The organism is Herbaspirillum sp. WGmk3, from assembly GCF_023952535.1.
Taxonomy (GTDB): domain Bacteria; phylum Pseudomonadota; class Gammaproteobacteria; order Burkholderiales; family Burkholderiaceae_D; genus Herbaspirillum; species Herbaspirillum huttiense.
In genome coordinates, this window is record NZ_JAKYWT010000001.1 from 1,031,026 (window position 1) to 1,055,369 (window position 24,344).

Here is a 24,344-nt window from a genome sequence, read left to right on the forward strand (position 1 = left end):
GCCTCAGCGGTTGGCGACGATCAGCTTGTCGTAGGTGGAGACGAAGGCGCCGGCGGCGTCGAAACGCTGCGGCACGGCCTTGGCTTCGTAGAGGATGTCGATGAGTTTCTGGTGATGCGGAATGGCCTCGGCGGCGGTCTGGAATTTCAGCGGCGACTGTCCCGCAAGGATGGCCGCGGTGCCGGCCGCATCGATGCGCTGGAACTGCGTGAAGTAAAAGCGCCCCCACTCTTCCTCATGGGCATTGCTCCACGTGCCGGCGCGCACGAAGGCGGCAATGAAGGCGGCGATGGCCTGCGACTTCTGCGCATCGGCCAGCACCTCGGGACGGGCGTAGAGATAGGACGTCGAGGGCAGCAGCTTGCGTACTTCCGGATCGGGGACGGTGGTGGCACCGATCTGCTTGGCCAGACGCGTCACATGCGGCTCCAGCAGGACGGCCACATCGACCGCCTTGGCACGCAGCGCATCGTTGAGATCGGCCACGCGCAGGTTGACCAGTTGCACATCGGCCAGCGTGAGGCCACCACGCTTCAAGGCATCGATCAGGAACACCTGGCGTCCCGAGCCTTCCACATAGCTGAGCCGCTTGCCACGCAAGTCGGACAGTTTCTCCACGCCCGCACCGGCGCGCTGCACCAGCCGGTATTGCGAGAGCTCGCGGGTGAAGGTGGCGATGATGGGCAGCTTCACGCCCGCTGCGCGCGCCTGGATGGGCGGCGTATCACCGACATACGCGACATCGAGCGCACCAGCACGGATGGCCTCGAAGATGGCCGGGCCGCCCGCAAAATTGGGCAATTCCAGTGCGACATCAAGCGACTTGCGCTCGCCGCTGGCCTCCAGCAGCTGGCGCAGGAATTCGTTCTGGTCGGCCACGATCAGGCGCGTGCCGGAAGGGGCGGCCATTGCGGCCCGGCTGCCCAGCGCGGCCATGCCCAGGGCGGAAAGACCAGTGAGAAAGTGGCGACGCTTCATGCAGTGAGTCCTCGTGAAATGAATGCGACTGGCACGCTCACACCTTCACGATGTAGTCGCTCACCTGCACCTTCTGCGGCAGGATCTTGCGTGCGGCCAGCCAGTCGGCCGCGCCCTGGAAGGTGGCGATGAACTTGGCGTCGTCGGTGCCGTGGAATTCCCAGCGGCGCGCCAGCTTGATGAGCGAATCGCGCACCGCGTCGGAATAGCCGGCATCCTTCTGCACCAGCGCTTCGGCCTCGCGCGGATTCTTGCTGATCCACTCGCCCTCGGCACGATAGGCGGCGTTGACGGCGCGCACGATGTCGGCATTCTCTTCGGCAAACTTGCGGTGCGTGACGTAGGAGTTGAAGTCGATCAGGAAATCGAGGTCACGTCCTTCAAAGAACACGTCATGCGCCTTGTACTCCACCCGCGCGATGTCCACGCCCGGGCTCCACATGGACCACGCATCGACCTTGCCCTGCGAAAAAGCGGGGCCCGCATCCGGCGGATTGAGATAGACGAAATTGACCTTGTCGCGCGCGATGCCGTGCTTTTCCAGCGCGGCCACCAGCAGGAATTCTCCGAGCCCGGAGCGATTGACTGCCACCGTCTTGCCCACCAGGTCACTGACCTTGTTGATGCCCGACCCATCCTTGGCGATGATGGCCGTGCTGCGCGGCTCGACCACGGCGAACTGCGTGAATACCAGCGGCGAGCCGGCGATCATCGCCGCCAGTGCGGGGGTGGTGCTGCCACCGAAACCGAAGTCGGCACTGCCACCGGTGACGGCCTGCAACGACGGCGCATGGTTGGGGAAAGGGCCGATCCACTGTACCTTGATGCCATCACGGGCTAGCGTCTTTTCGAACTCGCCGCGCGTGCGGGCGATACCGGGCAAACCACCCTTGCCCCAGGCCAGGCGCACCGTATCGGTAGTGCGCGACTTGCCGGCGGCGCGCGCCAGCAGCGGCAGGCCGCTGGCGCCGAGGGCCGCACCACCCAGCGCGGCTTGCAACAGTTGACGACGATGGAGATTGGCAGGCTTGGAATCGTGGGACATGAGCATTAAGCAGGATTTAATGAGGAAAAAAACAGCATTCAGGAAAACTTAATGCCGCCGCTACGCAGCCTGGGCGGCCACCACGCCCAGTTCTGCCAGCAATTGCGCACGCAGGGCCTGGGCAGCAGGATGGCTGCGGTCATGGGCCGCTTCGGGGGCGACGCGGACATCATTGGCAATGGCCCCTTCGCGCATGACGAGGATGCGATCGGCCAGGACGATGGCTTCATCCACATCGTGCGTCACCAGCAGCACCCCGGGGCGATGCCGTGCCAGCAGTTGGCGCACCAGGGCATGCATGCGGATGCGGGTGAGTGCGTCGAGGGCGGCGAAGGGTTCATCCAGCAGCAACAGGCGCGGCTCGCGCACCAGGGCGCGTGCCAGCGCCACGCGCTGGGCCTGGCCACCGGAGAGATTGCGCGGCCAGTCGTCGAGCCGGTCACCGAGGCCCACCTCTTCCAGGGCGGCGTGCGCCAGCGGCTTGCCCCGGCGGTCATCGAGGCCCAGTGAGACATTGCGCCACAACGGATCCCACGGGATCAGGCGCGGTTCCTGGAAGACCACGGCGGGCTGCGCCGGTCCGTCGATGCGGCCGCCATCGATGGGATCCAGTCCGGCCAGCGCGCGCAGCAAGGTGGTCTTGCCGCAACCGCTCTCGCCCAGCAGGGCCACGAATTCACCGCGCGCAATGCGCAGGTTCAGGCCCTGGATCACGGTGCGTTGTCCGTAGCGGCGCTTCAGGCCGGCCACGCTCACGGCCAGTTCATCGGCCGTGGCGGGGTGCAGGGTATGGCGCTCAAACAAGGTCTCGCTCATCATTTCCCCTTGGCTGCGTAGTTGGGATGCCAGGCCAGCAGACGGCGCTCCAGCAGGCGGGCGATGCCATCGGACACCACGCCGATGCCGGCATAGATGACGATGGTCAGCACGATCACGTCGGTCTGCAGGAATTCACGCGCATCCATGGCCAGCGAGCCGATGCCGGTATTGGCGGCGATGGTCTCGGCGATCACCAGCGCCAGCCACGCGACGGCCAGTGCATAGCGCACCCCGGCCAGGATCGATGGCAGTGCACCGGGCAGGACGATGCGGCGGATCAGGGTCCAGTTGGACAGCCCTGTCACGCGGCCCAGTTCCAGCAGCTTGGGATCGACCTGGCGGATGCCCAGCACGGTATTGATGTAGATGGGGAACAGCACGCCCAGCGAGACCAGGAACACCTTGCCGCCCTCGCCCACGCCGAACCACACGATCACCAGCGGCAACGCTGCCAGGAAAGGCACGGCGCGCACCATCTGCACGCTGCGGTCCACCAGCGCCTCGGCCAAGCGTGAGAAGCCCACCAGCGTACCGAGCACGAAGCCGATGCTGCCGCCGATGGCAAACCCGGCAGCGGCGCGCAAGAGGCTGGCACCAAGGTCCGACAGCAGGCGGCCCTGGGCGATCAGGTTCAGTGCCGTCTGCAAGACCTTGCTGGGCGCGGGCAGCACCTGCGGCGAGAGCACGCCGGCACGGGCCAGCGCTTCCCAGGCCAGCAGCAGCACCAGCGGTGCGGTCCATGAAATGAAGAAGAGACTGCGTGCAGTGAGCACGCGCGGGCTGTGCGACGTGTTGTCCGGCGCAGCAGAGGCGGAGTCAGCCCCCGCCGCCGGCAGGGGAAAATGATTGACCGCTTCGGGCATGGCGTTTCCTTCTCGGTGGTAGCGAGGACGCACCCGGCAGGCCGCCGGGTCGTGCAAAGAAGGAAATCGTAATCAGCTTCGCGGCGAGGGAATACGAATGATTTTGTGTTTGGATATCCGGTAAACGGATTAGGGCCTGTTCACGCTTCATCTGCGAGATTGAGTATGAACAGGCCCTGTGACTCAGCGCAGCTCGGCCGTGGACACGCCCGGTACACCCTGCCGGATGCGCTTGCTGTAGTCCGGTTCCGGCCCGCTTTGCAGGGCGCGTTCGGTGATGCGCCCGGCCTCGCGCAATTGCGCGAAGCTGTATCCCGGTGTCAGCACGCCATGGTCAAACACGTAATCGGCGAAGTAGCCGGAGAGCAGCAGGCGATAGTCCAGCGGCAGAGAGGGCGAGAGACGGCGCGCCAGTTCAAAGACGATGGTGGTGCAGTTGCTGGTGAGGGTGTTGTAGAAACGCGGACGCTCCCGCAATTGCGCCGCGCGTTCGAGGTAGCCGAGGAAGACGCGGCGCAATTGGTCCGGGCGCAATTGCAGACGATACAGATACACATCCTCCCCGCGTGCATTGGTACGGGTACGGATGATGTCGGCTTCGTCGGCGGCAACGATGACGGTCTCGAACTTGCGGAAGAAGCCGCCCAGGGCCGAGAAGGCTTCATCGCGTTCTCGCCGGATCTCCAGCGAGAACACCAGACGCCGTCCATCGGCAAAACCGAAGGACACCAGCGTGTGCGCAATCGCCGGCCCCATCCAGTAGGACAGCAGCAAGTCGGCCGAGACCAGTTGCGCGAGATCATATTGGCGCGATTCCCAACGGATGTCGACATCAGTCTCGGTGCGCCAGTTGAAGTTGCGCACGTTGTCCAGCGTGACGGTATCGCCTTGCACCTGCGACACCAGCATGCGCGCCACATCATCGGCCCAGTCGCGCGCGTGGCTGGGGCGGATGCTGCTCCACCAGCCGGCCATGGCAATACCGGCCAGCACCAGGGCCACCGGGCCCCAGCGCCAGGAGTGAGGCAGGCCGGGCAGGCCCGGCACCCCGGCCACCAGCGCCAGCGTCGCTGCAGGCGGCAAGCTCCACAGCACGATGGCGGCGATGCGCAGCCAGGCGGCGCCCGGCAGCTGGAACCACAGCGCAAACCCGCCCCATACGGCCAGGCCCAGTGCCAGCAGGCCCAGCACCATCATCATCGCAGCATGCACAACAGCCATCGGCAACATCCTCAACTTGTCTCGGTTCGGTCCAGCCGCATTGTAGCGGCCTTGTCCGCATAAGTTCATGCGAAAGCATTCGTGGCCGTCACGGCGGGCGCGTTCCACAATCGACGACCCGCTTTGTCTTCTCCGAGGAATCCGCATGTCACAGCCGCCCAAGCCGCCGCAGCAACTGCACCTGAACGTCAACATCCTGCATTCAGGTTTCATCCCCTCCGCCTGGCGTCTGCCGGGGGCCGATCCGCATGCTTTCGTGAAGGCCTCGCATTACGTCGAGGTGGCGCGCATCGCCGAGGCGGCCAAGTTCGATGCGGTCTTTCTGGCCGACAATGCGGCCATCATCGAGCAGATCGATTTCCGCCCGATCACGGCGCTGGAGCCGACCGTGCTGCTGGCCGCCATCGCTGCCACCACCACCCGCATCGGCGTGATCGGCACGGCCTCCACCAGCTACAACGAGCCCTACAACATCGCGCGCCGCTTCGCCTCGCTGGATCACGTCAGCGGCGGCCGCGCCGGCTGGAACATCGTCACCACGGCTGACCTGCCCTCGGCGCGCAATTTCGGGCTGGAGCAAGTCCCCGACCATGCGGCGCGCTATGCCCGCGCCGACGAATTCACGCAGGTGGTCAAGGCCTTGTGGAACAGCTGGGAAGACGATGCCGTCGTCGGCGATGCTGCCAGCGGCCGCTTCATCGACGATACGCGCGTGCATCCGATTGCCCATCGCGGCGCCCACTTCCAGGTGCAGGGGCCGCTGAACCTGCCGCGCACGCCGCAAGGCCAGCCGGTGCTGGTGCAGGCCGGCGGTTCAGGCGATGGCCGGGAACTGGCCGCACGCCATGCCGAGGCCGTGTTCTCGGCCGCCCACACCATCGAGGAAGCGCGCGCCTACCGCCTGGCCATCCACGCCCGCGCCGCCGCGTTGGGACGTCGGCCGCAGGCGGTGAAGATCCTGCCGGGACTGGCCACCATCATCGGTGCCACCGAGGCGCAGGCGCTGCAACGGCGTGACGAACTGATCGACATGATTCCCTGGAGCTACAGCCTCAAGCGCCTGGCCGGCATCCTGGGGGTGCCGGTCGCCAGCCTGGACCTGGACCGTCCCCTGCCGGACAAGCTCGCCCTGCCCAATGGCGGCAATGGCAACCACACCTTCTTCCAGGCCACGCTGTCGCTGGTACGCGGACGCACGCATACCGTGCGCGACGTGATCCGTGCGCTGTGCGGTGGCGGCGGACATCGCGTGCTGGTCGGGACGCCCGAGCAGATTGCCGATGAGATCGAACGCTGGTTCAAGGCGGGTGCCGCCGATGGGTTCAACCTGATGCCCGATGCCCTGCCAGGCGGCTTGCAAGACTTCGTCGATGGCGTGGTACCGCTGCTGCAGCGCCGGGGTTTATTCCGATATGACTATGAAGGCAGCACCTTGCGCGAGCACCTCGGACTGCCGCGTCCACTGGCGTCTGCAGGGGGGGGAGCAAACAGTACGGGCAGCATGAGCCCGCCACTGTGAAGACATGGACAAAAAAGCCGGACCGCGCTGCAGACTCCAGCGCGGTCCGGCTCAGGTGCAGGGGTCAGTTCTTGCCGAGTTTGAGCGCGCTGGTGGCGCTGAAATAATCGGGCAAGGTGAAGCCGTCATAGAAGGGTTCCGAACGGATGGCCTTCTGGAAGAATTCGGAACGATAAGCCTGCACGATGTCCTGTGCATAGGTCTCGTCCTGTTTGGTCTTCTTGACGGCCACCACGTTGATGTAGGGCGGCTTCATGTCTTCCAGGATGAAGGCTTCGGAGAGCTTCAACTTGGCGAAGATCGCGAAGTTGCCCTGGATCGCCGCGAAATCCGCATCATCCAGCGCGCGCGGTCCCTGGGCGTTTTCCAGCAGGACCAGTTTCAGGCCCACCTTGTTTTCCACGACATCCAGTTCGGTCACGTCCACCGGCTTGTTCTCGCGGATGCGGATCCAGCCCAGGCGCTGCAGGATCCACAGCGCGCGCTGCAGGTTGACCGGGTCATTGGGCACGGCCACCGTAAAACCCTTCTTGAGATTGTCCAGGCTCTTGTGCTTGCGCGAATAGAGCCCCATCGGCGGCGTGGGCACCTGCACGATGCCGACCAGGTCGGTCTTGTTGCGTTCGTTGTAGGAGGCCAGGAACACCGAGTGCTGCATCACGTTGGCATCGATGTCGCCCTTGAAGACGGCGCTGTTGGCTTCCAGTCCGGTGGAGAATTCGTAGTAGCGGATCTTGTAGCCCTTCTGCTCCAGCTGGGGCTGCACGCCCAGCTTGAATTCATCGATGTAAGGGCCGGGCACGAAGCCGAGCTTGAGTTCGCGCACGGGCGGTGCCGCTTGTGCGCTGCCGATCAGGACGGTGGCAAGGAGGACGATGTGCGACAAGCGCAGCAGGGGCCGCAGGGACTTCAACATGGCAGGTTCGCTTTCCGGGAGAAGAAGGGTCGCCCGCCAGTGTAGGGATGCGCGGCACGGAACTGAACGAAGCAATCCGCATGTCGATAGTTGATCGTTGCTCGCCTGGGCAAGCACAGGAGTAGCTCAGGGCCGGTCCGCACCCAGCAGTGTGGCCAGGCGCGGCAGCACCGACTCGGCATCCTCGCGCAGCTTGAAGGCCAGCAAGTCATCGGCACGGGTCACGCCGCGGTTGATCGCCACCACTGGCTTGCCGGCCGCAGCCACCGTGCGCGGGAAGCGGAAGCCCGACAACACCATCAGCGAAGAGCCGATCACCAGCATGGCATCACAGGCCTGGGCCGCCGCTTCGGCCTGGGCCGTGCGCGCGGGCGGTACGCCATCGCCGAAGAACACCACGTCCGGTTGCAGCATGCCGCCACAGGCCACGCAGGCCGGCACATGGAAGGCGGCATCGGCCTCCGGTTCCAGGCGGGCATCGCCATCGGGCAAGGCCTCGGCCTGCAGGTTGACCAAGGAGGGATTGCAGCGTGCCAGCTCCTGCTGGATCTCGGCGCGCGGATAGACGGTGTCGCAGGCCAGGCAGCGCACCGCATGGATGCTGCCATGCAGTTCGATCACGTCGCGGCTGCCCGCCTGCTGGTGCAGGCCATCGACGTTCTGGGTCAGGATGCCGCCGAGATGGCCGGCCTGCTGCAATTGCGCCAGCGCGCGGTGCGCCGCATTGGGCGCGGCCTGCGCCAGGCGTGGCCAGCCCAGCATGCTGCGCGCCCAGTAGCGTTTGCGGGCCGCTTCCGACTGCCGGAACTCGGTGCCCTGGATGGGCAGCCGGCCGCGCCGCACGCCGCTGTCGTCGCGGTAGTCGGGAATGCCGGACGCGGTACTGATGCCGGCCCCGGTCAGGACCAGCACCTGGCGATGACGCTGCAACAGTTGCGCCAATGCGGGCAGCAGGTCGGTATCGGCATTGCTGCTCACGTCAGTTGCACCAGGGAAAGCGGCATCACGCGGAACGGACAGACTCGGGCTCATGGCAAAGATTGGCGGGAGGATCACACACGGCAGACTACGCGAATTCGGCCGAGCCTGCAGCCGCGAGGACCGCTCCTGCCAGGGGGCGGCGGACGCGATTTGCCGATTCTCCCTATAATTCCCGTGCAACTTTCAAGGCGCACCCGGCTCGCAAGGCCGGGCCAGCGCCGACATAAAAATTCTTCCGCCAAAAGTTCGAGGAGCATCAATCATGCGGCTATTACTTCTGCTGCCTTTCATCGGCCTGCTCTGGGTCCCCTTCTACAACGCCGAATTGCCGAGCCTGTTCGGCTTCCCCTTCTTCTACTGGTACCAGTTCGCCTGGGTACCGCTGACCTCGCTCATCATCTGGCTGGTCTATCGTGATGGCCTGAAGAAGGGAGTCGAATGATGGAGACGTCCAACATCCACTGGACCGCGCTCTGGGTCTTCCTGTTCTTCTTTGTCCTGGTCACCGTGATGGGCTTCCTGGCCTCCAAATGGATGGCCGGTCCCAGCAACAAGGGCGCCCATCTCGATGAGTGGGGCCTGGGTGGCCGCAACTTCGGCACCTGGATCACCTGGTTCCTGGTCGGTGGCGATTTCTATACCGCCTATACCGTCATCGCGGTACCGGCGCTGGTGTATGCGGTCGGGGCCTATGGCTTCTTTGCCCTGCCCTATACCATCCTGGTCTACCCGATCGTGTTCGTGATCATGCCCAAGTTGTGGCATGCGGCGCACAAGGCCGGCCACGTGACCGCCGCCGATGTGGTGTGGGGACGCTATCAGTCGCGTCCGCTGGAGTTCGCCATTGCGCTGACCGGCGTGGTCGCCACCATGCCCTACATCGCCCTGCAGCTGATCGGCATGGAAGTGGTCATCAAGGCCCTGGGCCTGACCGGTGAACTGCCGCTGCTGGCGGCCTTCGTGATCCTGGCCCTGTACACCTACTCGGCCGGCCTGCGGGCACCGGCGCTGATCGCCTTCGTCAAGGACATCATGATCTACATCGTGGTGCTGGTGGCGGTGGTGGTGGTGCCGGCCAAGCTGGGCGGCTATGGTGCCGTGTTCAACTCGGCGCGCGAGGCGTTCGCAGTCAAGGGCGGCGCTACCGGCCTGACCCTGAAACCCACGCAGTTCCTGCCCTTCGCTTCACTGGCACTGGGTTCGGCACTGGCGGCCTTCATGTATCCGCACACGCTGACCGGCATCTTCGCGGCCAAGGATGCCAATACCATCCGCAAGAACGCCGTGTTCCTGCCGGCCTATACGGTGCTGCTGGGTCTGATTGCGCTGCTGGGCTACATGGCGTATGCGGCGGGCATCAAGGTGCAGGCCAACAACGACGTGGTGCCGGCGTTGTTCAACGGACTGTTCCCGGGCTGGTTCGCGGGCTTCGCGTTTGCGGCCATTGCCATCGGTGCGCTGGTGCCGGCGGCGGTGATGTCCATCGGGGCCTCCAACCTGTTCACCCGCAACTTCTGGAAGCCTTACGTCAATCCTGGCATCAGCCATGAAGGCGAAGCCAAGGTGGCCAAGGTGGTGTCGCTGGTGGTCAAGTTCGGGGCGCTGGTGTTCATCCTGTTCCTGCCGACCAAGTTCGCGCTGGACCTGCAATTGCTGGGCGGCGTGTGGATCCTGCAGACCTTCCCGGCGCTGGTGTTCGGTCTGTTTGTCGGCTGGTTCGGTGCCCGCGCACTGCTGTGCGGCTGGGCCGTGGGCATCGTCGGCGGCAGCTGGCTGGCCTTCAGTGACGGCATCAAGCCGGTCCACAGCTTCCTGATCGGCGGCGAGACCTACACGCTCTATACCGGCCTCATTGCGCTGGCCCTGAACGTGGTGGTGGCCGTCATCGCCAACCTGATCCTGGGCAAGGGCTCGCAGCCTGCATTGAAGCGTTGATGTGATGATGCAAGGACGCATCGGCATTTAATTAAGCGATGCATCCGCGCATCAGTTCGTCACCGCGCTGCGCCGGCGTTAACCTGAAAGTTGCAACGCCGGTGCAAGAAAAAATGCTCCTCGATGAGGAGCATTTTTTTTGCCTGGCTTGGTTCGATGAAGCGCGTTCCGGACCTGGGTCAGCTGCCCTGCCCCGTCTCCGCCAGCAGCGCCACCAGCCGCTCCAGCGGTGCCGGTTTGGTCAGGTGGTGATCGAAGCCGGCGGCGGCCGCTTCCTGGCGATCCGACTCGGCACCGCGGCCGGTGAGCGCGATGAGCTTCATGCGCGCGCCCGCCTCGGTCGCGCGCAACTGCGTGGCCAGTGCATAGCCCGACATGTCGGGCAGTCCGATGTCGATGAAGCCGACATCAGGGCTGACCTCCTGCGCCAGCCGCAAGGCCTCGGCCCCGTTACCGGCTACATGGGTGGCATGGCCGCGATAATTGAGCAGCATGGCCAGCATGTCGGCATTGTCGAAGTTGTCGTCCACGATCAGGATGTCCAGTCCCTTGCCGCTCTCCGCCTGGGGCAGCTCGCCGGCCGCCTCGCTGCGGTCCTGCGCCGTGGTCTGCGGCAGGCGCACCGCGAAGGTGGCTCCCAGACCGGGGCCGGGGCTGGTGACCGAGACGCTGCCCTCATGCAGGTCCACCAGCCGCTTGACCAGGTGCAGGCCAATGCCCAGGCCGCCCTGAGCGCGATCCACCTCGGACTGGATCTGGGTGAACATGTCGAATACCGTGCCGATATCCTCGGCGGCCAGTCCCACGCCATTGTCACTGATGCTGATGAGGACATCGTCGCCATCCATGCGCGCCATCACGCGGATGAGGCCGCCCGGGGGCGTGTATTTCGCCGCATTGTTGAGGATGTTGCTGACCACCTGCACCACGCGATGGGTATCGGCTTGCAGGAAGAGGTCGCTTTCCGGAGCTTCCAGTTCCAGCTTGTGGCGATTCTTCTCGATCAGCGGCATGCTGATCTCGACCGCGCTGGCCAGCGCCGACTTGACCGACATGTGCTGCTTCCTCAACTTGATCTTGCCCTCGGTGATGCGGGAGATATCGAGCAGGTCTTCGATCAGGTGCGCCAGATGGCGGATCTGGCGATCCATCATCTGGTGGATGTTGTGCTGGCGCTCGTTGCCGGCCCCCATCAGCTTCATCACTTCCAGCCCGTTGCGGATCGGGGCCAGCGGATTGCGCAACTCGTGCGCCAGCGTCACCAGGAATTCGCGCTGGCGGCGGTTGATGGTGGTCAGGTCCTGCGCCAGCAACTCCAGGTTGCGCTTGGCTTCCCGTTCCTCATGCACGTCCACGATGGCACCGACGAAACCACCGGGCTGGTCGTCCTCTGTCTGCAAGGGCGTACCTGAATCGATCACCCAGCGATAGCCGCCATCGGCATGGCGCAAGCGATAGACGGCGTGGAAGGCGCTGCGTGTCTGCTGGCAGCGGACGAACTCGGCGAGGGCGGCCTCGCGGTCCTCCGGATGGATGCAGGCGATGTGGCCGCCATCGGCGATGGCGCTGGCCGGCAGGCCGGTGAAGGCGTGCCAGCGACGGCTGAAATAGTTGGTGCGGCCATCCGGGCCGGTGGTCCAGATGATGGCCGTGGAGGCATCGACCAGCGAACGGAAATAGCGCTCGCTGGCTTGCAGCGCCTCGCGCGCAGCTTGCCGGCGACGTGCCGCATCCACCTGGCTCTTGACGCGTATCAACAGCTCGGTGGCCGCGAAGGGCTTGACCAGGTAATCATCGGCACCGGCGGCGATGCCCTCGATGCGCGCTTCTTCACCGGCCCGTGCCGAGAGCAAGATCACTGGCACCTCGCGCGTACGCGCATCACGCTTGATTCGGGCCAGCAGGCCGAAGCCATCCAGCACCGGCATCATCACGTCGCTCAGGACCAGGTCCGGTGGCGCGGCGCATACGGCTTCCCAGGCGGCCTCGCCGTCGGGACAGGTTTGCACGTCGGCGTAGTCACCGAGCAGGCGCTGCAGGTAGTCGCGCATGTCGCGGTTGTCGTCGGCAATGACGATGCGTACCGGATGCGCCGCGTCGCCTGCCGGAGGCAAGGCCGGGGCCGCCGCGGTGACGGGTTCGGCGGCCGTCGTGGAGAGCAGCGCTGAGGTGGCTGCAGGCAGCCAGGCTTGCGCCTCCTCGACAAAGGCCTGGCCGGGCTGGCGGTCCTGGCTGATCGCCACGGCGTCGGCCCGGATCACGTCATCGGCCTGCAAGTGTGCGGTGCCGAACGGGATCTCGACGAAGAAGGTCGAGCCCGCGCCCGGCACGCTGTGCACGCCGATCTGGCCGTGATGCAGCTTGACCAGTTCCTGGATCAGGGCCAGGCCGATGCCGGTGCCTTCATAGGTGCGGCCGTGCGCGTTGTCGATGCGATGGAAACGCTCGAAGACGCGCGCCTGCTGGTCCAGCGCAATGCCGGAGCCGGTGTCGGTGACCGACAGGCGCACGCTCTGCGCCAGCGGCTCCAGCAGCACCGTGATGCTGCCCTCGAAGGTAAATTTGAAGGCATTGGAGAGCAGGTTGAAGACGATCTTTTCCCACATGTCGCGATCAACGAAGACCGGCTCGGGCAGCGGCGTGGTCTTGACCTCGTAGTGCAGTCCGGCCTTTTCCAGGGTCGAGCGGAATACGCTGGCCAGATCTTCCGTGAGGCTGGCCAGATCGGTGGCGACGAAGCTGGCCTTGGCGCGTCCGGCCTCGATGCGCGAGAAATCCAGCAGCGCATTGACCAGCTTGAGCAGGCGCAGCGAATTGCGGTGCGTGACCTCCAGCCGCTTGCGCTGCGCCGGCCCCAGCGGCTCGGCCTGATCGGCCAGGGCATCATCAAGCGGGCCGACCATCAGCGTAAGCGGGGTGCGGAATTCGTGCGAGATGTTGGAGAAGAAGGCGGTCTTGGCGCGGTCGATCTGGGCCAACTCCTCGGCCTTGCGCTGTTCATGCAGGTAGACCAGCACGTTGGAGACAGCCGTGCTGAGTGCTCCACCCAGCAGGGCATAGAAATCCTGGTACTCGGCGTCCAGCGCACGGCGCGCACTCACGCCCGCCACCACGAAACCGAAGGGCTGTTCCATCCCGGCCACGGTGACCGGGAGGACCACGGCCTGCACCGGGGCTTCTTCATACGGCCCGGCCACAAAGGGGCCGAAGCGCGCGGCCAGATCGTCGACCTGCACCATGCGCTGTTCGGCCAGAGCCTGCGCGAAAGGCCAGGCTTGCACATCATCCAGACGCACGCTGGCCGGTGCCAGCGCACTGTCGGCAGCGATGCCGGCCAAGCCGCGGCGCTGCAGGACATCGCCTTCGAGCTGGTAGAAGAGCGTGAAGGGCAAGTCCAGTTCCATGGCGGCGTGGCGCTGTTCCAGTCCCAGGCACAGATCGTCGATGGAGAGGCATTTGCCGAGTGCGGTCGCCAGTTCACGCAAGGCGGCAGTGCGGCGCGCGCCCAGCACCTTGTCGGTGGATTCGGAGATCGGGTGGAACACGCCGCCGACCTCGCCCGACTCGACCCGGATCGGGGAGAAGGAGAAGGTCATGAAGGCTTCTTCCAGATAGCCGTAACGATCCAGGAACATGCGCTGGTCGCGGATGTAGGTGCCCTCTCCCTGATGCGCGCGGTCGAAGGCATCGCCCACCACCGGCAAGGCGGTGGCCCAGCAGATGCGGAAATCCTGGCCCATCGACTCGGGATGCTTGGCCCCGCAGATGGGACGATAAGCGTCGTTGTAGATCTGGATGTCGTGCGGCCCCCAGGCGATCAGGATGGGGAAGGTGGAAGACAGGCACAGGCTGACCGCCGTGCGCAGGCTTTGTGGCCAGCTGTCGAGGGGACCCAGCGGGGTGGACGACCAGTCCATCGCGCGGATCAGTTTCCCCATCTCGCCACCACCGGAGAGCCAGCTGAATTCCGACTGTTGTTCGTCCACTTCGCTGACCTTTATGTACGTGAAACCTGCAATAGGCGGCCATGCTACTCCCTATTGCTGAGATCAACCGGGATTTCTCCCGCTTTTGGACACAAAACGTCACTATCTGAATATATAAAGGGCAGCGGTATCGCTACCGCTGCCCTTTTGCGACGAATCTTGCGCCAAAAGCTTCATATCACCCCAAACCCACGCCCCTTCGCGACAGGCTCAGAGCTTCTCGGTCTCGCCGCTCTTGGGCTGCCATTTCATGAGCCGTTTCTCGATCACCCCCACGGCCAGGTCCAGTACCAGCGCAAAAACGGTCAGCACGACGATGCCGGCAAAGACGGTGTTGATGTCGAAGCTGCCCTCGGCCTGCAGGATCAGGTAGCCCACGCCGCGCGCCGAGCCCAGGTATTCACCGACCACCGCCCCGACGAAGGCCAGGCCGATGGACGTGTGCAGACTGGAAAACACCCACGAGGTAGCCGAGGGCAGGTAGACCGTACGCAGCAGCTGGCGCGCATTGGCCCCCAGCATGCGGGCATTGGCCAGTACCACCGGGCTGACTTCCTTGACGCCCTGGTAGACGTTGAAGAACACGATGAAGAACACCAGCGTCACCGCCAGCGCCACCTTGGACCAGATGCCCAGGCCGAACCACATCGCGAAGATCGGTGCCAGGATCACGCGCGGCATGGAGTTGGCCGCCTTCACATAGGGATCGAGGATGGCCGAGGCAGTCGGCGAGAGCGCCAGCCACAGGCCGATGGCCAGGCCGAAGACGGTGCCGATGAGGAAGGCCAGCACGGTTTCGGTCAGCGTAATCAACAGGTGTGAATAGATTTCTGCCGGAAAGCTGAGGGTGAAGAAGGTGGTGTCGCCGATGCCCACTTCCAGCGAGCCGCTGCCGACGGTGAACCATTCCCAGATGCGCTGCGCCACCTTCAGCGGTTCGCCGAAGAAGAAGGCGGTCTGCGGATTGCGCGTGGCCACGTGCCAGACCAGCAGCACGATGGCCAACACCATCAACTGCCAGAAACGGATGTTCTTGTGATTCGGTTTAAATAATTTCCACATGATGCTGATTCTCTTCCCTGATCTGTTCGGTACGGCTTACGCTGCGCGCTTTTGTTGTTGATAGCCCTTGAGCACTTCATCGCGCAGCACATCCCAGATCTGCTGGTGCAGTTCGACGAAACGCGGATGCATGCGGATCTCGGCGACGTCGCGCGGGCGCGGCAGGTCGATCCTGAATTCACCGATGGGGTGCGTGCCGGGGCCGGCCGCCAATACGATCACGCGGTCGGACATGGCGATGGCTTCATCCAGATCGTGGGTGATGAAGAGCACGGCTTTCTTCTTGGCGTTCCACAGGTCCAGCACTTCGTTTTCCATCAGCTGGCGGGTCTGGATATCGAGCGCGGAGAAAGGTTCGTCCATGAGGATGATGTCCGGGTCCAGGATCAGCGTCTGCGCCAGCGCCACGCGCTTGCGCATGCCGCCGGAGAGCTGGTGCGGATAGCGGTCGCCGAAGCCTTGCAGGCCCACGCGCGCCAGCCATTGTTCGCCCAATTCTTGTGCCGCCTTTTCCTCATGGCCGCGATACTGCAGGCCGGCGATCACGTTCTGCAGCGCGCTGCGCCAGGGCATCAGCGCCTCGGCCTGGAACATGTAGCCGGCGCGGCGGTTGATGCCCTTGAGTTCCTCACCGAATACCTTGACGCTGCCCGAGGACGGTTGCAGCAATCCGGCCCCGACATTGAGCAAGGTGGACTTGCCGCAGCCGGTGGGGCCGACCACGGAAACGAATTCACCCGGTGCAATCGAGAGATCGGTATTGGCCACGGCTGTATAGCGCTGGGAACGGTCGTCCTTGGAGACGAAGGTGCAGGTGATGTTGTCGAACTGGAGTGCTGGCGTCATGGTGGTGCGGGCGGTTGCAGCCCGGTTGGAGGAGACGAAAGAACTTGAAAGGAAGCTCAGCGCTCCCGGCCCAAGATGCGCAAATGCCCGTTGCCGGGCATTTGCGGTGCGTTCGCACGGGACGGGAGCGCCTTGCCTGTGCTTACTTGTACTTGGCGTTGGCCTTCTGTACGAAGGAATTGGTGAAGGTCTTGGACAGATCGATCTGCTTGTCCGCCAGCGAGGGCTCGAAGGCCTTCAGCGTGCGCAGCGCCGTATCCGGACCGCCCGGCGGGAAGTAGCCGTCCGGCGAAATGGCCTGGCGCACCTTCATGAAGGCATCGATGTAGAGCGAACGGTCGCCCAGCAGATAGCTTTCCGGGACGGCCTTGATGATGTCGGAGGGACCGGCCTTCTGGATCCACTTCAGCGCGCGCACCATGGCATTGGTCAGGGCTTGCGTGGTGTTGGGATACTTCTGCACGAAGGCCGCCGGTGCATACAGGGTTGCCGCCGGCATCGGGCCACCGAAGACATCATTGGTGTCCTTCAGGGTTCGGGTGTCGGCGATGACCTTGATCTCGTTGTTCTGCTCCAGCATGGAGATGACCGGATCGAGGTTGGCGATCGCGTCGATCTGGCCCGAGCGGATCGCAGAGATGGCGCCGGCTGCCGCACCCACGCCGATGAAGGAAACGTCGGTAGGCTTCAGGCCCGCCTTGGCCAGCACGTAGCTGGCCATGATGCTGGTGGAAGAACCCGGTGCGGTGACGCCGATCTTCTTGCCCTTGAGGTCGGCCACGGTCTTGTAGTTGGGCATGGTCTTGTTGTTGACCGCCAGCACGATCTGCGGGGCCCGGCCCTGCAGCACGAAGGCGACGATGGGCTGGTTCTTGGCCTGCATGTTGATGGTGTGTTCAAAAGCGCCCGAGACCACATCGGCGCTACCGCCCACCATGGCCTGCAGCGCCTTGGCACCGCCGGCGAAGTCGGAGATCTCGACCTGCAGGCCTTCATCCTTGAAATAGCCGAGCTGCTCGGCAATGGTCAGCGGCAGGTAGTAGAACAGGTTCTTGCCACCCACGGCGATGGAGACCTTGGGTTTTTCCAGCGCCTGTGCGCCGGCGCTGCCGTTGAATGAAAAATAGCCGGCCAGGAACAGGCCAGCGGCGATCAGCAATTGCTTCCAGCTCAATTTCATTGTGTCTCCTCCGTGTGTGGATGGGGGGTGCTGCTTGTTGTCCAGCTTCTTGCAGGCGACCCCGTGCCGGTGCCCGCCTTTGTCATGCTGCTTCAGACCACGCCTGCGTCCCGCAGCTTCTTGATGTGGGCCTCATCATACCCCAGCGATTGCAGGATTTCATCGCTGTGGGCACCCAGCTCCGGGCCCAGCCATCGGGTCTGGCCGGGCGTTTCCGACATCTTGGGCGTGATGCCCGGCAGCTTGACCGGCGTGCCATCGGCGAACTGGTGCTGCTCGAACATGTCGCGCGCCAGGAATTGGGCATCGTTCATCATGTCCTTGACGGAGTAGATCTTGCCGACCGGGACGTCAGCCGCCTGCAGCGTGGCCAGGGCCGAATCGATGGTCTGCGTGCTGCACCACTGCTGGATGGCGGCATCGATTTCTTCGGTGCGCGGCACGCGGCCATCGTTGCGTGCCAAGCCCGGATCATTGGCCATGTCGTCGCGGCCGATGGCACTCATCAGACGTTTGAAGATGGCATCGCCATTGCCGGCGATGACGATGTTCATGCCTTCGCCGGTGGTGTAGGTGTTGGAGGGGACGATGCCGGGCAACGCACCGCCGGTGCGCTCCCGCACCACGCCGGCGAAATCGAACTCGGGCACCATCGATTCCATCATGTTGAAGACCGCTTCGTACAAGGCCACATCGACCATCTGGCCCTGCCCTGCCACGCAGTCCGCACCGGACTTGCCGTTCCAGCGGCCACCGCTGACATCGCGATGGCGCAGCGCCATCATGGCCCCGATCACACCGTGCAATGCGGCGATGGAGTCACCGATGGAAATGCCAATGCGTACCGGCGGGCGGTCCGGATGGCCGGAGACGTAGCGGATGCCGCCCATCGATTCACCGATGGCACCGAAGCCCGGCAGGTCGCGCAGCGGACCGGTCTGGCCGTAGCCGGACAGGCGCACCATGATGGTGGCGGGATTGAGTTGCTTCAGGTCCTCATAGCCGAGCTTCCACTTCTCGAGCACGCCGGGGCGGTAGTTCTCGATGATGACATCGGCGTCCAGCGCGAGCTGGCGGGCGATCTCCTGGGCGCGCTCATCCTTCATGTTCAGGGTGATGCTCTTCTTGTTGCGCGCCTGGACCGACCACCACAGCGAGGTGCCGTCCTTGAGCACGCGCCAGTGACGCAGGGGATCGCCATCGCCGGGCGCTTCGATCTTGATGACCTCGGCACCGAACTCGGCCAGCATGCGCGAACAGAAAGGACCCGCAATCAGCGTGCCCAGTTCAAGAACCTTGATGCCGGCCAGCGGGCCGGGCTTGGATGTGGCTGTGCTCATCGTGCTTGCACCGGATACCTGGCAGGCGCGGCCTGCGCGGGCGCTCCGGTGTTCTCCTCTTGGTCGATGCTGCGGACCGGGCTCTTGTGGGGTATTGGCCAGTGTCCTGGAATGCGATGGATTCGGGTGATGCTGCGCGGCGGGCGAAGAGCAGTGCGCGGTATGTGGGTGGGTCACCCCCTTGCGGCTCCTGGCCTGACGTCGTACGTGCACGCCGGCAAGTCCACATTCTATTGCAGCATGCGCGCGATGTCGCGCATTTTGACCTGCATGGGCGACGTCATGCCTGCAAGTTTTTCATCTGAAAACGATCTCGTCCGCGATTCGTGCGAATCTTGCGGTCGCCTCGGGTTCAGGTCGAACGGCGATCCAGCATGGCGCGGGCGATGGTGCCGGCGTCGACGTATTCCAGTTCGCCCCCGACCGGTACGCCGCGCGCCAGGCGGCTCACCTTCAGGCCGCGGGCCTTGAGCGTTTCGCTGATGTAGTGGGCGGTGGCTTCGCCTTCGTTGGTGAAGTTGGTGGCCAGCACCACTTCGCTGACTACGCCATCGGTAGCGCGGGTGATGAGTTTTTCGAGATGGATGTCGCGCGGGCCGATGCCGTCCAGCGGCGAGAGCCGGCCCATGAGCACGAAATAGAGGCCTTTGAAGGTCAGGGTCTGCTCGATCATGACCTGGTCCGAGGGCGACTCCACTACGCACAGCTGGGTGTGGTCGCGCTGGCTGTCCTGGCAGGTCTCGCAGACCACCTGCTCGGTGAAGGTATTGCACAGGGCGCAGTGACGAATGGTCTCCAGCGCCTTGGTGAGCGACTGGCTCAGGCCGGCGGCGGCGTCGCGGTCGTGCTGCAGCAGGTGGAAAGCCATGCGCTGCGCGGTCTTGGGGCCGATGCCGGGCAGCCGGCGCAGCGATTCGGTCAGGAGGGTGAGACTGGAGGGCGTTTTCAATTGCGGTCTACGGAATAGCGGAAGGCTTCGAGTGCCTCGGCCGTCATGGAGGGTACGAATTCGATGATCTCGTATTCGGCCACGCCGCCGATGAAGAAGGGATCGGATTCCATGATGGCTTCGATCTCGGCACGGTCGGCACAGTCGGCAATGATGATGCCGCCGGTACGCGGCACCTTGCGGCCGGACATCAGGAATACGCCTTCGGCATATTGCTGGTTGAGGAATTTCTTGTGCGCGGTCAGCAAGGAATCGATTTCGCTTGCCGGCTTGGTGTACGTGATCGAGACGATGAACATGGTGCCTCCACTAAGCAATCCTGCATTCCATCAGAATCAGACTGTCCTGCGCGATGCTGCCTGCGCCCGGCGGTCGCAGCCACCGGGCCGGCACAGCATCAGAACGGCATCTTGAAGCCCGGGGGCAGCGGCATGCCGGCGGTCACGCCGGACATCTTTTCCTGGGCGGTGGCTTCGGCCTTGCGGACGGCGTCGTTGAAGGCTGCAGCGACCAGGTCTTCCAGCATGTCCTTGTCGTCAGCCAGCAGCGACGGGTCAATGGAGACGCGCTTGACGTCGTTTTTACAGGTCATCACCACCTTCACCAGGCCGGCACCGGACTGGCCCTCGACTTCGATGCTGGCCAGCTGTTCCTGGGCCTTCTTCATGTTGTCCTGCATGGCCTGTGCTTGCTTCATCAGACCTGCCAGTTGACCTTTCATCATGCTCATTGCTCCTTGTTTCAATTCACGGAATTCTATCGCGTTTGGCTCGGCGGCCGGCAATCTCGCCAGCAGCGCCGTGCACGTCTCACAACGCCTGGATCGACCCCGGCACGATGGTGGCACCGAACTCGCGCATCATGCTCATCACGAAGGGATCGCTCTTCATCTTCTGTTCGGCCTTGCGCTGGCGCTCGGCCCGTTCGGCCTCGGCCACCGCGTTGGCGGTATCGGAGACGGCACCGATCTCGGTCTCGACGCGGATTTCCTTGCCGAAACGCTCGGACAGGGCGGCGATCAGTTTTTCGATACTGCCCGAGGAGCGCAAGGTTTCCAGCGGGATACGCAGATGGAAGCACACATTGCCTCCATTGAGCGCTTCACAGCGTACCAGTTCACTCTGAAATGCCATCTGGTGCGCCACGCCGCGCAGCGTGGTGAGGCTGGCAGCCAGCGTCGGCCAGTGGCCATCCCAGCCCAGTTCGGCGGCGATGCGCGCGGTTTCCTGCTGCTGTGCGGGCGTGGCGGCCGGGCGCTGGGGCGCGGGGGGTTCTGCGGAGGCCGGTGCGGCTGGCGCTGGGGCAGCGGCGGGAGCAGCCTGCATGCGTTGCTCCGCGAACTCCGGCATGGGGGCGGACGGCGGCATGGCGGACGCACCGGTGTCATCTTCCCAGGGCGGGATGGAATCGAACGGCGGCGGTTCCGGCATGTCCGGCGGCATGGCGGAGGCGGCACGGACAGCCTTGGGAGCCGGTGCCGCTGCGGCAGCTGGAGCGGCGGCCGGCGCGCTGGCCATCGGCGCAGCTGCTGCCGGGACCGCTGAGGGTGCCGGGGCTGGCGTAGCCGCGGCGGGTCGGGCAGCGCCCTTGCCGCCCTTGCCACCACGCAAGGCCATCAGTGCAGCTTCACGGGCGGATGTCGGAGCCGCGGGGGCTGCGGGGGCTGCAGGCATCGGTGCTGCTGGTGCGGGCGCCGCTGCTGCCATCGGGCTTGGGGCAGGCGCTGACGCCGGTGCGGCCGGCGCAGCAGCGGATACAGCGGCCGGTTGCGCGCGGCTGACCGGCGCACTGGTCACGGCCGCCTGCGGCGCCAGCAACGGGGCAGCCTGGCGCGGCGTGGCCGGACGAGCACCACCCGGCGCGGGCGCTGCCGGTACCGGACCGCTCGCGCTGGAACTGACCGGGCGGAAGGCCAGCATGCGCAGGAGCGTCATGCTGAAACCTGCATATTCATCGGGGGCCAGGCCCAGTTCATTGCGGCCGTGGACGGCGATCTGGTAGAACAACTGCACATGTTCCGGACTGAACTGAGCGGACAGGCGCAGGATATCTTCACGATTGGGCAGGTCATCGGCCAGCGCCGCCGGCACTGCCTGCGCCAGTGCAATCTGGTGCAGCAGCGTGCCCAGGTCCTGCAGGGCGGCGTTGTACGACAGGCTGCGGGTGGCCATGTCATCGGCCACACCCAGCAAGGCGGCACCATCCTGCACCGCCAGCGCATCGAGGACGCGGATCAGGTAGGACTGGTCCAGCGCACCCAGCATGCCCTGCACCGCTTCCAGGGTGACCTTGCCGGCGGCATAGGCGATGGCCTGGTCGGTCAGCGACAGCGCATCGCGCATGGAACCCGAGGCCCCTTGCGCCAGCAGGCGCAGCGCGGGCGGATCGAATTCGATGCCTTCCTGGTTCAGGATGTTGTCGAGGTGGCCGATGATGTGGCCGGGCGGCATCTGCTTGAGGTTGAACTGCAGGCAGCGCGACAGCACGGTCACGGGAATCTTTTGCGGATCGGTGGTGGCCAGGATGAACTTGATGTGCTCCGGCGGCTCTTCCAGCGTCTTCAACATGGCGTTGAAGGCGTGGTTGGTGAGCATGTGCACTTCGTCGATCATGTAGACCTTGAAGCGTGCATTCGACGGTGCATAGATGGCCTGCTCCAGCAACTGCGCCATCTCGTCCACGCCACGGTTGGAGGCGGCATCCATTTCGATGTAGTCGACGAAGCGGCCGGCATCGATCGCCACACAGGCTTCGCACACGCCGCAGGGTGCAGCGGTGATGCCGCCGGTGCCATCAGGGCCGACGCAGTTGAGCGACTTGGCCAGGATGCGCGAGAGCGTGGTCTTGCCCACGCCGCGGGTCCCGGTGAAGAGATAGGCGTGGTGCAGCCGCTGCTGTTCGAGCGCGTGCGTCAGCGCGCGCACGACGTGTTCCTGGCCGACCAGGGTGTCGAAGCTGCGGGGACGGTATTTACGGGCGAGAACTTGATAGGACATGGAGTGGCTGCTGTGGGCTTTTTGGCTCAGGGGGGCATTTTAAGCTATTTCGCCGCCGCCAACGCCTTTGCCTGCATCCACTGCGCTGCCGTCCCTTCAAGCCGGGGCGCTGCGCGCCTTCTTGCGCTGATACATGGCGTGGTCCGCGCTGCCCATCAGGTCTGACAGATCGGCATGGCTGGCCGCATCGTACTGGGCCACGCCGACGCAGTAATCCAGCTGGTACTCGCGCCCACCGTTCTGGTTGAACGCCTGTACGGCCTTCTGCAGATGCGACAGGACCACCGGCACATCGGTCTCGGCGGTATTGGTCAGGAACACCGCGAATTCATCCCCGCCCAGGCGGCCGACGACATCGGACTCGCGCAAGGTCGTCAGCAGCAGGCCGGCAAAATCGGCCAGCGCCAGGTCGCCGGCGGCATGGCCGAAGCGATCGTTGATCTGCTTGAAGTGATTCAGGTCGAATCCCAGCATGCAGGCCGGGCGCCCGGTGCGCTTGCTGTGGTGGCCATGGCGTGCCGCGCCAGCGCCTCGAAGCCGCGCCGGTTGGAGACACCGGTCAGGTCGTCGATGGTGGCCAGTTTCACCGCGGCCAGCTCCTGTTCCACCATGGCGGCCAGATCCTTGAGCAGGGCCTGTTCATCCGCATCGAAGGCGCGCGGCTTGAGATCGACCAGGCAAAGGGTTCCCAGAGTGAACCCGCTTTCACTGCGGATGGGGCAGCCCGCGTAGAAACGGATGAAGGGTTCGCCGGTGACCTGTGGATTTTCGGCAAAACGCTCATCCAGTTTGGCATCGGGCACGATGGTCATGCCTTCATGCAGGATGGCATGAGCGCAGAAAGAAATGTCGCGTGAGGTTTCCGAGGCGTCGCCCATGCCCACGCAGGATTTGAACCACTGCCGGTTGACGTCGATCATGGTCACCACCGCCATCGGCACGTCGAACAGTCGCCGCGCCAGGCGCGTCAGCCTGTCAAATCGCTCTTCGCGGGGCGTATCGAGGATGCGCAGCGAATGCAGGGCGTCGATACGGGCGGCTTCATTGGCGGGTAGCTCGGCGATTCTCATGGTCATCAGCGCAGAATGGACGTTGTTGCCGACGTTAACGACAGGCTTCGGACGACTTTAACCCCAAATTTTTGCAGAAACAAGAAATAGTTGTTCACAATTGCATATACCAATATGAATAGTGAGAACCGACTTTCGTTGACGCTTGCACCGCCGGAAACGACAGGCTCCCCAACTCCCTGGCCTGCCTTTGCATCACTTGCCGCCGGCCTTGTCCTGGGCCTTGTCAGCGCTCTTCTCTGCCGTCTTGTCGTCGCTCTTGCCGGACTTGGCCGCGCCCTCCTTGCCCTTGTTCTCAGCGCGTGAGGCTTTACCTTCCTTGGCGGCCGGTGCAGCGGCTCCCGCCTTGGCCTGGCCGTTGACGGTCAGGCCATTGGCGGACAACTTCACGGCCGCCTTGTCCTTGATGCCCTTGACGCGCTTCTCCAGATCGGCCCAGTCCTTGAAGGCACCGCCCTTCTGGCGCTCTTCCAGGATGCGTTTGGACATCGAGGGTCCGATGCCGCGCACCCCATCCAGGGCGGCCTGGTCGGCCTTGTTGACGTCCACCTCGGCCCAGGCCAGGGCGGTGGCGGCGAAGAAGCTGAGGATGAATAGCAGGGTTTTCTTCAACATGATGTGTCCTTTCGACTTTCAAC

General features: G+C 64.4%; 20 protein-coding genes and 1 pseudogene. 3 read left to right on the plus strand and 18 right to left on the minus strand.

The features are described 5' to 3' along the window. Positions 1-3 precede the first annotated feature (3 nt). The 5 genes from MKD49_RS04535 to MKD49_RS04555 all read right to left on the minus strand — a co-directional run bounded on the left by MKD49_RS04535 (position 4) and on the right by MKD49_RS04555 (position 4,926). Positions 4-978 carry an ABC transporter substrate-binding protein gene (locus MKD49_RS04535; RefSeq protein ID WP_252695585.1) on the minus strand — a complete coding sequence of 325 codons (975 nt, stop codon included), beginning with the start codon at positions 976-978 and terminating at the stop codon, positions 4-6. Between the two features lie 37 nt (positions 979-1,015). Continuing rightward, on the minus strand, positions 1,016-2,023 hold the full coding sequence (locus MKD49_RS04540; RefSeq protein ID WP_121043960.1) for an NrtA/SsuA/CpmA family ABC transporter substrate-binding protein: 1,008 nt from the start codon (positions 2,021-2,023) through the stop codon (positions 1,016-1,018). Between the two features lie 60 nt (positions 2,024-2,083). Further along, positions 2,084-2,839 carry an ABC transporter ATP-binding protein gene (locus MKD49_RS04545; protein WP_051057381.1) on the minus strand — a complete coding sequence of 252 codons (756 nt, stop codon included), beginning with the start codon at positions 2,837-2,839 and terminating at the stop codon, positions 2,084-2,086. Next, positions 2,839-3,705, minus strand: a complete 867-nt coding sequence (locus MKD49_RS04550; RefSeq protein ID WP_083859480.1) for an ABC transporter permease subunit — start codon at positions 3,703-3,705, stop codon at positions 2,839-2,841. Before MKD49_RS04550 ends, MKD49_RS04545 begins: the two co-directional genes overlap by 1 nt. A gap of 183 nt (positions 3,706-3,888) precedes the next feature. Next, entirely contained in the window at positions 3,889-4,926 is a 1,038-nt protein-coding gene (locus MKD49_RS04555; protein ID WP_199725101.1) for a DUF4105 domain-containing protein, read from the minus strand. A 145-nt stretch (positions 4,927-5,071) separates the two neighbouring features. Between MKD49_RS04555 and MKD49_RS04560 the strand changes: the two genes are divergently transcribed. Further along, the gene (locus tag MKD49_RS04560) at positions 5,072-6,445 is read left to right on the plus strand and encodes an LLM class flavin-dependent oxidoreductase (protein ID WP_252695586.1); all 1,374 of its coding nucleotides are present in this window, start codon (positions 5,072-5,074) and stop codon (positions 6,443-6,445) included. Positions 6,446-6,509: 64 nt separating this feature from the next. On the opposite strand, the gene MKD49_RS04565 is transcribed toward MKD49_RS04560, so the two are convergent. Both MKD49_RS04565 and MKD49_RS04570 read right to left on the minus strand, forming a co-directional pair. Continuing rightward, positions 6,510-7,361, minus strand: a complete 852-nt coding sequence (locus tag MKD49_RS04565) for a MetQ/NlpA family ABC transporter substrate-binding protein (RefSeq protein ID WP_252695587.1) — start codon at positions 7,359-7,361, stop codon at positions 6,510-6,512. Positions 7,362-7,487: 126 nt separating this feature from the next. Continuing rightward, positions 7,488-8,393 carry an NAD-dependent protein deacetylase gene (locus MKD49_RS04570; protein WP_252695588.1) on the minus strand — a complete coding sequence of 302 codons (906 nt, stop codon included), beginning with the start codon at positions 8,391-8,393 and terminating at the stop codon, positions 7,488-7,490. A 211-nt stretch (positions 8,394-8,604) separates the two neighbouring features. Between MKD49_RS04570 and MKD49_RS04575 the strand changes: the two genes are divergently transcribed. Further along, positions 8,605-8,784, plus strand: a complete 180-nt coding sequence (locus tag MKD49_RS04575; protein WP_034332747.1) for a DUF3311 domain-containing protein — start codon at positions 8,605-8,607, stop codon at positions 8,782-8,784. Continuing rightward, positions 8,784-10,277 carry a monocarboxylate uptake permease MctP gene (mctP, locus tag MKD49_RS04580; RefSeq protein ID WP_252695765.1) on the plus strand — a complete coding sequence of 498 codons (1,494 nt, stop codon included), beginning with the start codon at positions 8,784-8,786 and terminating at the stop codon, positions 10,275-10,277. The genes MKD49_RS04575 and mctP overlap by 1 nt, the downstream gene beginning before the upstream one ends. Before the next feature lie 179 nt (positions 10,278-10,456). Here the strand turns inward: mctP and MKD49_RS04585 are convergent, their stop codons facing one another. The 11 genes and pseudogenes from MKD49_RS04585 to MKD49_RS04635 form a co-directional block, all read right to left on the minus strand. Further along, positions 10,457-14,263, minus strand: coding sequence for an ATP-binding protein (locus MKD49_RS04585; protein ID WP_252695589.1), 3,807 nt, complete (start codon positions 14,261-14,263; stop codon positions 10,457-10,459). A gap of 210 nt (positions 14,264-14,473) precedes the next feature. Next, positions 14,474-15,325, minus strand: coding sequence for an ABC transporter permease (locus MKD49_RS04590; protein ID WP_252695590.1), 852 nt, complete (start codon positions 15,323-15,325; stop codon positions 14,474-14,476). A 36-nt stretch (positions 15,326-15,361) separates the two neighbouring features. After that, positions 15,362-16,171 carry an ABC transporter ATP-binding protein gene (locus MKD49_RS04595; protein ID WP_034332754.1) on the minus strand — a complete coding sequence of 270 codons (810 nt, stop codon included), beginning with the start codon at positions 16,169-16,171 and terminating at the stop codon, positions 15,362-15,364. Between the two features lie 142 nt (positions 16,172-16,313). Then, complete coding sequence (locus MKD49_RS04600) at positions 16,314-17,351, minus strand: ABC transporter substrate-binding protein (RefSeq protein WP_121043519.1); 1,038 nt, start codon at positions 17,349-17,351, stop codon at positions 16,314-16,316. Between the two features lie 92 nt (positions 17,352-17,443). After that, positions 17,444-18,691: a CaiB/BaiF CoA-transferase family protein gene (locus MKD49_RS04605; RefSeq protein ID WP_209534215.1), complete on the minus strand. Its 1,248-nt coding sequence runs from the start codon at positions 18,689-18,691 to the stop codon at positions 17,444-17,446. A gap of 352 nt (positions 18,692-19,043) precedes the next feature. After that, entirely contained in the window at positions 19,044-19,640 is a 597-nt protein-coding gene (gene recR / locus MKD49_RS04610) for a recombination mediator RecR (RefSeq protein WP_034332758.1), read from the minus strand. After that, a complete protein-coding gene (locus MKD49_RS04615) occupies positions 19,637-19,939 on the minus strand; it encodes a YciI family protein (protein WP_034332759.1) in 303 nt (100 codons plus the stop codon). Before MKD49_RS04615 ends, recR begins: the two co-directional genes overlap by 4 nt. 98 nt (positions 19,940-20,037) lie before the next feature. Continuing rightward, positions 20,038-20,364, minus strand: coding sequence for a YbaB/EbfC family nucleoid-associated protein (locus MKD49_RS04620; protein ID WP_008331542.1), 327 nt, complete (start codon positions 20,362-20,364; stop codon positions 20,038-20,040). An 85-nt stretch (positions 20,365-20,449) separates the two neighbouring features. After that, positions 20,450-22,636, minus strand: a complete 2,187-nt coding sequence (locus MKD49_RS04625) for a DNA polymerase III subunit gamma/tau (RefSeq protein WP_252695591.1) — start codon at positions 22,634-22,636, stop codon at positions 20,450-20,452. Positions 22,637-22,732: 96 nt separating this feature from the next. Beyond that, a pseudogene (locus tag MKD49_RS04630) lies at positions 22,733-23,706 on the minus strand (diguanylate cyclase). 195 nt (positions 23,707-23,901) lie between these two features. Next, positions 23,902-24,321, minus strand: coding sequence for a helix-hairpin-helix domain-containing protein (locus MKD49_RS04635; protein ID WP_252695592.1), 420 nt, complete (start codon positions 24,319-24,321; stop codon positions 23,902-23,904). Positions 24,322-24,344: the final 23 nt, after the last annotated feature.